General features: G+C 39.1%; 11 protein-coding genes. 5 read left to right on the top strand and 6 right to left on the bottom strand.

The features are described from left to right. Positions 1–20: 20 nt before the first annotated feature. Positions 21–1493: an IMP dehydrogenase gene (gene guaB, locus GR929_RS03180; RefSeq protein ID WP_159517461.1), complete on the bottom strand. Its 1473-nt coding sequence runs from the start codon at positions 1491–1493 to the stop codon at positions 21–23. A gap of 154 nt (positions 1494–1647) precedes the next feature. On the opposite strand from guaB, the gene GR929_RS03175 reads away from it, so the two are divergent. The 5 genes from GR929_RS03175 to GR929_RS03155 all read left to right on the top strand — a co-directional run bounded on the left by GR929_RS03175 (position 1648) and on the right by GR929_RS03155 (position 6591). After that, the gene (locus GR929_RS03175) at positions 1648–3546 is read left to right on the top strand and encodes a RecQ family ATP-dependent DNA helicase (RefSeq protein ID WP_159517460.1); all 1899 of its coding nucleotides are present in this window, start codon (positions 1648–1650) and stop codon (positions 3544–3546) included. 73 nt (positions 3547–3619) lie between these two features. Beyond that, positions 3620–4249, top strand: a complete 630-nt coding sequence (locus tag GR929_RS03170; RefSeq protein ID WP_159517459.1) for a DUF5063 domain-containing protein — start codon at positions 3620–3622, stop codon at positions 4247–4249. 2 nt (positions 4250–4251) lie between these two features. Beyond that, positions 4252–4830 carry a 3'-5' exonuclease gene (locus GR929_RS03165; protein ID WP_159517458.1) on the top strand — a complete coding sequence of 193 codons (579 nt, stop codon included), beginning with the start codon at positions 4252–4254 and terminating at the stop codon, positions 4828–4830. Then, positions 4827–6011, top strand: a complete 1185-nt coding sequence (locus tag GR929_RS03160; RefSeq protein ID WP_159517457.1) for a class I SAM-dependent rRNA methyltransferase — start codon at positions 4827–4829, stop codon at positions 6009–6011. Before GR929_RS03165 ends, GR929_RS03160 begins: the two co-directional genes overlap by 4 nt. 304 nt (positions 6012–6315) lie before the next feature. After that, on the top strand, positions 6316–6591 hold the full coding sequence (locus GR929_RS03155; RefSeq protein WP_159517456.1) for an RNA recognition motif domain-containing protein: 276 nt from the start codon (positions 6316–6318) through the stop codon (positions 6589–6591). A gap of 67 nt (positions 6592–6658) precedes the next feature. On the opposite strand, the gene GR929_RS03150 is transcribed toward GR929_RS03155, so the two are convergent. The 5 genes from GR929_RS03150 to dnaA form a co-directional block, all read right to left on the bottom strand. Further along, entirely contained in the window at positions 6659–7108 is a 450-nt protein-coding gene (locus tag GR929_RS03150; protein ID WP_159517455.1) for a GAF domain-containing protein, read from the bottom strand. Between the two features lie 28 nt (positions 7109–7136). Further along, positions 7137–7604 (bottom strand): aspartate carbamoyltransferase regulatory subunit, encoded by a 468-nt coding sequence (gene pyrI / locus GR929_RS03145; protein WP_159517454.1) that lies wholly within the window; start codon positions 7602–7604, stop codon positions 7137–7139. Between the two features lie 6 nt (positions 7605–7610). After that, entirely contained in the window at positions 7611–8522 is a 912-nt protein-coding gene (gene pyrB, locus GR929_RS03140) for an aspartate carbamoyltransferase (RefSeq protein ID WP_159517453.1), read from the bottom strand. A 299-nt stretch (positions 8523–8821) separates the two neighbouring features. Beyond that, positions 8822–9424, bottom strand: coding sequence for an IMPACT family protein (locus GR929_RS03135; protein WP_159517452.1), 603 nt, complete (start codon positions 9422–9424; stop codon positions 8822–8824). A gap of 44 nt (positions 9425–9468) precedes the next feature. Further along, positions 9469–10899, bottom strand: a complete 1431-nt coding sequence (dnaA, locus tag GR929_RS03130; RefSeq protein ID WP_159517451.1) for a chromosomal replication initiator protein DnaA — start codon at positions 10897–10899, stop codon at positions 9469–9471. Positions 10900–11165: the final 266 nt, after the last annotated feature.

The raw sequence follows: 11165 nt of genomic DNA, 5'->3' as shown, positions 1-11165 counted from the left end.
AAAAATTAATTCAACTCTTATCAACGGCTGCTGTAATTGGGGGCTTCGCGTGTTACCGAAACATCATGTGGGTGACTTTCCTGAACTCCTGAAGAAGTAACTCGTGTAAACTTAGCATGCATTAATTCTTCAATATTTTTGGCTCCGCAATAGCCCATTCCTGCTCGCAATCCTCCAATCATTTGATAGAGTACTTCATGTAGAGATCCTTTGTAAGGGACTCTTGCTGTAATACCTTCGGGAACTAGTTTTTTAATATCGTCTTCGACATCCTGGAAATACCGATCTTTTGATCCGGCTTGCATGGCTTCAACAGAACCCATTCCCCGGTAGGCTTTAAATTTTCGTCCTTGAAAAATGATGGTTTCCCCCGGAGACTCTTCAACACCGGCAAATAGCGAACCGGCCATTACTGAATTTGCCCCCGCTGCAATGGCTTTCACAATATCACCCGAATAGCGGATTCCGCCATCTGCAATTAATGGTACGTCGCTTTTACGAAGGCTTTTTGCTACTTCGTATATTGCTGAAAGCTGTGGAATTCCAACTCCGGCAATCACCCGTGTAGTACAAATTGACCCGGGGCCAATACCAACTTTCACAGCATCAGCTCCTGCCAAAACCAGATCCGCAGCTGCTTCAGCCGTCGCAATGTTTCCGGCAACAAAATCGATCTCTGGATAGTTGGCTTTGGCTTTTCTGAGGGTTTCCAAAACACCTTTTGAGTGTCCGTGTGCGGTATCAATCACAATCGCATCAACCTGAGCCTTTACCAACTCATCAATCCGATCGATTGAATCGTGAGTAACGCCAACTGCTGCGGCCACACGCAAGCGACCTTTTTCATCTTTACAAGCCAGCGGTTTATCCTTGGCTTTTGTAATATCTTTGTATGTTACCAGTCCAATCAGCTTTCTAGACTGATCGACAACCGGAAGTTTTTCAATTTTATGTTGTTGAAGAATGGCAGCAGCTTTCTCCAGCGTAGTGGATTCTGTCGCATAGACCAGGTTCTCCGATGTCATCACTTCAGAAATTGGTCGTTCAAGGTCTTGCTCAAAACGTAAATCACGGTTAGTTACAATTCCAACCAATATATTATTTGAATTAACAACCGGAATGCCACCAATTTTGTAGTTTCTCATTATTTCCTGCGCGTCTTTAACCCGCTTTTCGCGTTCAATGGTAATGGGGTCGTAAATCATTCCATTTTCGGCCCGTTTAACCGAAATTACCTGTTTGGCTTGGTCTTCAATGCTCATGTTTTTATGGATAACACCGATGCCACCTTCGCGTGCGATTGCAATGGCCAATGTCGCATCGCTAACGGTATCCATTGCCGCCGAAACAATAGGCGTATTTAGTTTTATAGATCGAGTAAACGAAGAGCTTAAATCAACATTTCGGGGTAATACATCAGAATATGATGGGACTAAAAGAACATCATCAAATGTCAATCCCTCTGAAACTACTTTTTCTGTGTAAAACGACATGCGCAGACTTTTTATTTTAATAGGCCAAAACTACAAAAAATAACCGGATATAGCCGTGGAATTAGCCTTGCATGTCAGCATTAAAAAAATTAAATTTCATTAAAATTTGTTAAGTTGAAATCGTTTTTATAATCATTGCAAAAAAATAGTTTTATTGAGTGATTTCAGATCCATATTGACCCGCTTTTGGGGCTATTCAGCATTTCGTCCTTTGCAGGAAGAGATTATACAATCCGTTGATGATGGTCATGATACGCTGGGATTAATGCCGACCGGTGGAGGAAAGTCAATAACCTTTCAGGTTTATTCGTTAGCGAAGCCGGGAATATGCCTGGTTATAACGCCATTGATTTCCTTAATGAAAGACCAGGTGGAGAACCTGAATAAGAAGGGAATAAAAGCCTTGGCGATACACTCAGGATTAAGCCAGCAAGAGATAAAAATAGCTTTTGATAAAGCCAGTTGGGGCGATTACAAGTTCTTGTATTTGTCGCCGGAGCGTATTAACACCGAGCGCTTTAAGGATAATTTATCAAATATGGAGGTCAACTTGATCACAGTTGATGAAGCTCATTGTATCTCGCAGTGGGGATTTGACTTCAGACCTTCGTACCGAAAAATAAAGGAGTTACGAAAACTGTTACCCGGGGTGCCGGTTTTAGCGCTTACTGCCACAGCTACACACGAGGTTGAAAAGGACATTCAAAAACAGCTGGACTTTAAGAAAGAACATGTTCTTCGGAAAAGTTTTTTTCGTGAAAACGTGGTTTATGTGGTTCGCGAGCGTGAAGACAAAATGCAGTATTTATTGCAATCAACCCAAAGGGCAAAAGGGACTGGTATTGTGTATGTTCGAAGCAGGAAATTGACCAAGGAGATTAGCGAGTATCTAAAAAGGAATCGAATTTCAGCAGACTATTATCATGCCGGTTTAAGCAGTTTAAATCGGGAGAAGAAACAAAACGATTGGAAATCGGGGAAGACCCGCATAATTGTGGCAACCAATGCATTTGGGATGGGAATTGATAAAGCCAATGTGCGTTTTGTCATACACTTTGGCCCGGCTGATTCTCCGGAAGCATACTTCCAGGAAGCGGGCAGGGCAGGACGTGATGGAAACAAAGCCTTTGGCGTCATGATTTATGGGAAGTCTGATATTTTGACCTTGAAAAAGAATGTTGAGAAGTCATTTCCTGAAGTTGAAATTATAAAAAAAGTGTATCAGGCCATTTGTAATACGTTCCAGTTGGCTGTTGGTTATGGAATTAATCAAACGAAAGATTTTAATTTGGGCGAATTTGCATCGAAATACAACATGCAGATTCAGCAAGTTTACAACAGCATTAAAATATTACAACGCGAAGGGTATTTGGAGTTGACCAGTGAGGCTGATAATCCGTCTCGGGTAAATTTTATTGTAACACGCGATGATTTATACAAATTTCAGGTGGCTAATTCCAGTTTCGATGGATTCATTAAATTACTGCTTCGTTCGTATTCCGGTTTGTTTTCGGATTATGTGCCGATTAATGAGGAGTTGTTGGCAAAACGAGCCGGTTTAAGCATGGAGGTGGTGTCGCGTTTTTTATCTCATTTAAGTTCGTACAAAATCATTCATTATATTCCCCGGAAAAATACGCCTTACATTTATTTCCCGAAAGAACGGATTGACATTAGTCGGTTGAAGATTTCTAAAGAGCATTATGCTGATCGAAAAAAAGACTACCAGAAGCGCATTGAGGCGATGATCTATTATGCTACCCAAAAACTGAAATGCCGGAGCCAGGTTTTGCTCGAATATTTTGGAGAAACAGATTCGGTTCGTTGCGGAAAGTGTGATGTTTGTTTGGAACGAAATGAATTGGGGCTTAGCAAGCTGGAGTTCGATCAGCTTGCACAGGAAATTAAAAAAATCCTAAAAGATGCATGTACTTTTGAGGAACTGATTATGAAACTTGCCGGGAATGAAGACGAAAAAATTAATGTTATTCGCTGGCTGATGGATAACGGAAAAATTGTACATCGTATTGATAATAAGTTGGAGTGGAAGTGATACAGTGACAAAAGAAGCTAAATACGGACGAAACGAAAAATCTTTTCTATTTTTGCATGATTAATTTCAATCTATGACAGAGGAAAATTTAAATCCAATTGTTTATTCAAAAAATGTAATCGAATTTGTTACGGTTGCCAATGAATACTGTGGTTTTGTTGAAACAGCAGGAAGTCATACAACTCGTAGCTTTTTAGATAAGGTGCAAAAGATTTTACCTTTGTTATACCTGAAAACCTCGGTTTTACCCAAAATTGAGAGCTACGAGGAAATGGGGCTCGAGAAGTTTGTAACTGAGGTTGATTATAGTTTTCTTCAACAAAAAATCATGAATCTTCTTGGTCAATATGATGATTTTCAAGAGGTTTTTGATCCGGATATGCAGTTTAGTGATGCTCCTTTAACGGCAAGTATTTCTGAGTGTCTGGCAGATGTTTTTCAAGATCTGAAAGACTTCTTAATGTCGTACCGGACAGGCGACGAGCTTGTTATGGAGGAAGCCTTGTGGATTTGTCAGGATAATTTCAGGAACTTCTGGGGGCAGCGTCTGGTCAATTGCTTACGCGCAATTCATTCGCTTGTTTATAGCGATTTAGACCTGGACGATCAGGTGACCGGAAGAAAGACTGATGAAGAGGAAGGTGATGGCGAAAGCAGTAAACCGGACTGGCTGAACCAATTATTTAACAATCAGGAAGATTAACTATGTTTATTGAAAGTATAACAAAAGAAGCACTGGCTGACTTGCCGTTGCAATCCTTTGAAGGCGATATTGTGTTGGTTGAAAACGAAAGTCAATACAAAGAAGCGGTGAGTTATTTGAAGAAACAATCGGTTCTCGGCTTTGATACCGAGACGAAGCCTTCGTTTAAGCGGGGGCAAATTAATCAGGTTGCGCTGTTGCAGTTATCTACTGACGAAAAAGCTTTTATCTTTCGGATCAATAAAATTAGTTTGCCTGACGGACTGAAAGCAATTTTAGCCGATAAGAAAATCACCAAAGTTGGTGTTGCCATCCGCGATGATATAAAAACCTTACAAAAGGTAAATCATTTTAATCCACGTGGTTTTGTGGAACTTCAGGAAGAGGTTAAAGAATACGGTATTCAGGATTTCAGCCTGAAAAAAATCACAGGTATTGTGCTCGGTTTTCGTATTTCAAAATCGCAGCGTTTATCGAACTGGGAGTCTGATAATCTCACGGAAGCACAATTGAGTTATGCGGCGACTGATGCCTGGGTTTCGCATGAAATTTTTAATTCGTTAATAGCTGCACAATCATGACATTACCCGTTGTTACATTAAAATCAGGGAAAGAACAATCGCTTAACCGTTTTCATCCCTGGGTGTTTTCCGGTGCTGTAAAATTTATCAGTCGCGAACTCGAAGAAGGAGAACTAGTCCAAATTGTTTCCAGTAATAAAGATTTTTTGGCGATTGGCCATTTTCAGGTTGGCTCAATTGCTGTTCGTATTATTTCATTCGAAGATACCCCAATTGATGAGGATTTTTGGGCAAGAAAATTGTCTGATGCGGTTCAGTTGCGACGCGATTTAGGATTGCTGGGTAGTGAGGATACGAACGTCTTTCGCCTTATTCATGGCGAAGGAGATGGCATGCCCGGCCTTATCATTGACTACTATAATGGAACAGCCGTTTATCAGGCTCATTCAGTCGGAATGTACCCAATCAGGCACGAATTGGCTAAAATTCTGAAAAAAATAATGGGCGATTCGTTGAAGGCTGTATACGATAAAAGTGAAAAAACGCTGCCTTTTAAAGCTGATATCAGTCCTGAGAATGGATATATTCTCGAAAGTTCAGAACCTTGTGTTGTGCAAGAGTACGATCTTTCCTATCAGGTTGATTGGATTTCGGGGCAGAAAACAGGTTTTTTCATTGATCAACGTGAAAACCGAAAGCTGGTTGAACAATATTCCAACGGACGCGATGTCCTGAATATGTTTTGTTATAGCGGTGGCTTTTCATTTTTTGCCTTGCAAGGTGGAGCTAAGCTGGTTCATTCGGTCGATTCTTCGGTAAAAGCAATTGAATTAACCAAGCAAAATGTTGAGTTAAATTTTAAAAATGACAAACGACATGAAGCATTTGTAGCGGATGCTTTTGATTTTATGCGAGAGATTAAAGATCGCTATAACTTAATTGTGCTGGATCCGCCGGCATTTGCGAAACACCGGGGAGCTTTACGTCCGGCGCTTCAAGCCTACAAACGAATAAACGCGAAAGCATTTGAGCAAATCCGCCCCGGTGGAATTCTGTTTACATTTAGCTGTTCGCAGGTGGTTAGTAAAGATAAATTCAGAGAGGCTGTCTTTTCCGGAGCAGCCATGTCAGGCCGTAAAGTTCGTATCTTACACCAACTGCATCAGCCGGCCGATCACCCCATCAACATCTACCATCCAGAGGGTGAATATTTGAAAGGTTTGGTTTTATATGTTGATTAACTGCAAGATAGTGAGCCTGAAATTATTGTTCGCTTTACACAAAAAAAACATGTAAAGTATTTGCAGATTTAAAACAATACTTATTTTTGTATGTAAGTATGGTTGAGAATTGGCTGTTTTCTATGTTTTTGAGACTTCCCTTTTCACTTAAAATGATTTTTTTTCATTTCCAAACTGGAAACGTTACGTTATGTACTAAGGGTGGGGTAAACTGATTAGGTTTCTGCGACAATTTCATTTTCCGATTCCTTTTACCTCATTTATTGTGTTTTTGTTTTATTTCTAATTTTTATTTTTTTTGATTATGAACATTTATGTAGGTAACCTGGACTACAATCTTCAAGAAGACGAACTAGGGCAAATTTTTGCAGAATACGGAGAAGTTACATCCGTAAAAATTGTAACAGATCGTGAAACTGGCAGAGCTAAAGGTTTTGGTTTTGTTGAGATGGCTATTGACTCTGAAGGCGAAAAAGCTGTTCAAGAGTTGGATGGAGCTGAAGTAAACGGACGAAATATAAAAGTGAACCAAGCCCGTCCAAGAACGGAACGGCCTCAAAGAAGACCTCAGCGTTATTAATTGAGACTTTTATAATGTACGATAATAGTGGTTCGCCAGGGGTTACCTGAGCGAACCTTTTTGTTTGTTAGAATGTGTCGGCCAATATTTCACAAACCTTTTCAAGAAATAGCTGATCGTCGGGTGAAAATGGAGCAGGAGAGTGGCTGTCAATATCTAATTCGGCAACAAACTTACCATTTTTTAGCACCGGAACCACAATCTCTGACTGTACGTCAATGCTGCATGCAATGTAATTATCTTCCTGGCTGACATCCTGTACGATTATGGTTTTCTTCTTTTCAGCAACCTGTCCGCAAACTCCTTTTCCAATAGCGATACTCGTATGATCGGTTGGTTTCCCAACATAGTCTCCAAGCTTTAAGGCATTATTGTATAAAATATAAAAGCCAACCCAATCGTAATGGAAAACTTCCTCTTTTAGCAAATTACAAATTTGATAGTGTAAATTTTCTGGTTTTTTACGAGCTAAGTCTTCAATTTTTTCAATTAACCCATTAAAGTTTGTTCGTTTCATTTTAAATAATTGAATGCTATTTTTTTATTTATTTGATAACCATCTGGCTTTCGCTTGTGATCTTTTCACAGTACATGCATTTTAGTGCAATTGGCTCTTTTGAAGTTACTTTAAAAGAGGTGGTGATTGGTTCTGCATTGGTAATGCACTTAGGGTTAAAACACTTTACAATGCCAATTACCTGACTTGGAACTTCAACAACTTTCTTTTCAATAACTTCGTAATCTTTAATGATGTTAAGTTTGGCATGCGGTGCAATTAATGCAATTTTGTTGATGTCGTCATTTTCAAAAAACTGATTGGAAACTTTAATAATCGCCTTATTAACAAGCTTGTCGCTATCCAGATTGGCTCCAAAAGTGATCATGTTTGGAGTTTTATCTAATTCGAGAATGGAAATAACATCGAATAAATTTTCGGAAGGAATATGGTCAATAACAGTACCTTCACTGATGGCACTGACTTTCAGTTTTAGTTTCTTTTTGTGTTCACTCATGGCTGATTACTTTAAATTTAAGGCATGTGCTATAATTGCTTCCCGGGTAAAAACACCATTTAAGGCTTGTTGAAAATAGTAGGCTTTCTCGTTTTTATCAACGTCAGTGGCAATTTCGTTTACACGAGGTAGTGGGTGCAGAATGCGCATGTTTGGTTTCGTATTTTCAAGCATGCTGTTTCTTAGAATGTACACGTTTTTAACTTCTTCATATTCCATCGGATCGGAGAAACGTTCTTTCTGAACCCGAGTCATGTAAACAATATCGGCTTCTGAAATAATGTCGGTAAATTCAAGATGCTCAAAAAAGCGGATTCCTTTTTCGCGTAGATAAATTTTGTATTCCTCTGGCATTAAAAGCTCTTCGGGTGCAATAAAGTTAAAAATAGGATTCTCAAATTGTGACATTGCCATTAGTAGCGAATGAACGGTTCGTCCGTATCGTAAATCGCCAACCATGAAGATGTTTAGGTCATCGAATGTGTTTTGTGTTTTCAATATGGAATACATATCCAATAAGGTCTGAGTAGGATGTTGGTTTGCTCCGTCGCCTGCATTGATTACCGGCACTGATGAAACCTCTGCTGCGTAACGAGCACTACCCTCCAGTGGGTGCCGCATGACGATCAAATCAGCATACTGTGAAACCATTCGAATCGTATCATGCAGTGTTTCTCCTTTCGTAACACTGGAAGAGCCGGCATCCGAGAAGCCAACTATTCGCCCTCCCATGCGGTTTATGGCTGTTTCAAAACTCAGCCGGGTGCGTGTCGATGGCTCAAAAAAGAGCGAAGCAACCACTTTCCCCTCCAGTAACTTTTGGTTGGGATTCTTTTCAAAATCAGCTGCCAGATCCATTATTCGAAGGTGTTCTTCCTTCGAATAATCCATGATGGAAATCAAGTCTTTTTTATTCATGCGATCTTTTTATTAAGGTTTCAAAAAAAAACCAACAGGATAAAAAATCCTATTGGTTTTCATTTTCCGGAATAAAGGCCGGTAATAAAATTATGTGTTGAGCAAAAGCTTCTATCAAAAAAATGGGTGATGCAACGTTCAACGAATGGGAAAAAAATTGTCAGGTGATCCTGATCACCTTGTTGGGAATTATATTGAACGATTAAACGCTTCATCAAAACTCAAAATTAGATAATCTTGTGTATATAAACATATGACAATGGACAGGATTTATTACTGACTTATTAACAGATCGAATTTTATTCAACAATCCGTATTTCAACACCTTCCAGCTTTTTAAATTTTTCGATTACCCGATCGGCTTCTGTATTTCGGATCGAACTTGTTATTTTACACCGCAGTTCGAACTTGTTTTTCTTTTGTTCCAGCTTGTCTTCTTTAAAAATGCGCATCACCGGATTCATCATCGAATAGTCGAATTCAATCTCAAAAGTCGTTTCGATTAATTTTTCGATAATTGTTGCTTTCTGAAGTACGTCAGCAGCAGCTTCTTTGTAGGCCGTTATCAGCCCGCTAACACCAAGTAATGTGCCACCAAAATAGCGAACCACAACTACCAATACATTGGTGAGATGATTACGCTTAATTTGTCCAAAGATCGGCTTCCCTGCCGTGGATGAAGGTTCCCCGTCGTCATTTGCGCGGAAGCGTTTTTTGTTAGCTCCCAATCGCCAGGCATAACAATGATGACGTGCAGAATGATGAGTTTTCTTTAGTTCTTGGATCAGGTTCTTAATTTCGTCCTCTGTTTCAACCGGATAGGCGTAAGCAATAAATTTGCTTCCTTTTTTTTTATACAATCCTTCTTCAGCTTTTGAAATGGTCAGAAATGAATCAGTCATCTTTCAAGGATAAAAAAAGGCAGATCATAATGACCTGCCGTTATTTACATCTTTAATTTCTTTTCTATTTCATCAACAAAGACCTTAAAGTTTTTGTCAGTATCCTTGAGGTTGTTCACCGTTTTACAAGCATGTAATACAGTGGCGTGATCTTTATTTCCTATTTGAGATCCTATGGAGGCCAGTGATGATTTTGTCAGGCTTTTTGAGAAATACATGGCCAGCTGCCTGGCTTGAACAATCTCCCGTTTACGGGTGCGTGCCTGAAGTGAATCTGTCGGCATACTGAAGTAGTCACAAACCACCTTTGAGATATAGTCGATTGATAATTCGCGTTTTGAGCTTTTTACCAGTTTGTTGACCATGTCGCTGGCTAGTTCAATCGTTACTTCTTTACGATTCAATGTAGACTGAGCTAACAATGAAACCAGCGCCCCCTCCAACTCGCGAACGTTATTGCCAATGTGCGAAGCAATATATTCTAAAACCTCGTCACTGATTTCAATACCATCTTTGTAGGTTTTCCTTTTCAAAATCTCCATTCTGGTTTCAAAATCAGGAATCTGCAAATCTGCAGTTAATCCCCATTTGAATCGGGATAACAGTCTTTGCTCCATGCCTTTAAGCTCAATTGGTGGCTTGTCTGACGTCAGTATAAGCTGTTTTCCGCTTTGATGAAGATGATTGAAAATGTGGAAAAATGTTTCCTGTGTTTTTTCTTTACCCGCAAATTCATGTACGTCATCTAAAATCAATACATCAATCATTTGGTAAAAATGAAGGAAGTCGTTTCGGTTGTTATTCCGAATGGCTTCGGTGAATTGTGTTTGAAACTTGTTGGCATTTACGTACAAGACAATTTTTTCAGGAAACTGTTCTTTTACCTCAATACCAATTGCGTGGGCAAGGTGTGTTTTTCCTAATCCTGAATTACCGTAAATCATTAGCGGATTAAAAGCCGTTCCTCCCGGATTTTGCGATACAGCATAGCCTGCACTACGTGCTAATCGATTACATTCTCCTTCGACAAAATTCTCAAACGTGTTATCCGCTTTTAATTGAGGATCAACCTGAAGCTTTTGGATTCCAGGAATGATAAACGGATTTTTAATTGATGATTTCCCCTCTGTTCTTAATGGTACATTGAGTGGTTTATTCTGAATTTTACTATTGTTGTTTGTTGGATACTTGACGGTGTATGGTTGAGTATTGTTCTGGTTATTTCCCATAACAACAACATATTCCAATTTCGCTTCGTTTCCAACTTCTTTACGCAATGTCTTCCGAAGCAGGTCAATGTATTGCTCTTCCAAGTATTCATAAAAGAATGGACTTGGAACTTGAATCGTCAACACTTGATTGTTGATCTTTACTGGAACGATTGGCTCAAACCACGTTTTAAAACTAATTGCTGGAACATTATCTTTAATAACAGACAGACAACGATTCCATACAGCAAGATGATTGTTACTCATTTTGAACAGCAGGATTAATATATGTTCGACAAATTTTTTCCCTATTTGAATTCCCGAAAACAAATTTTGTGAAAAAAAAAGTATTAAAAAAATGCAAAATTGCTTGACTTTTAAGAAAAGAACACAATCTGTTTACTAGTCAAGCAGTTAAAAAATATTAATTTTTTATGCTTTACAACAATCAGATTATCAGGCGTTTAAAATGTGATTCTTTTGGAAGTGTTGTATTTAGAGGGACTTGAGTATTTCAATATTTTTTTAGAACA

It is taken from the genome of Sunxiuqinia indica (genome assembly GCF_009847015.1).
Lineage (GTDB): Bacteria > Bacteroidota > Bacteroidia > Bacteroidales > Prolixibacteraceae > Sunxiuqinia > Sunxiuqinia indica.
Note: the sequence above shows the minus strand (reverse complement) of the source record. Positions and strands in the feature narration are given on the sequence as shown.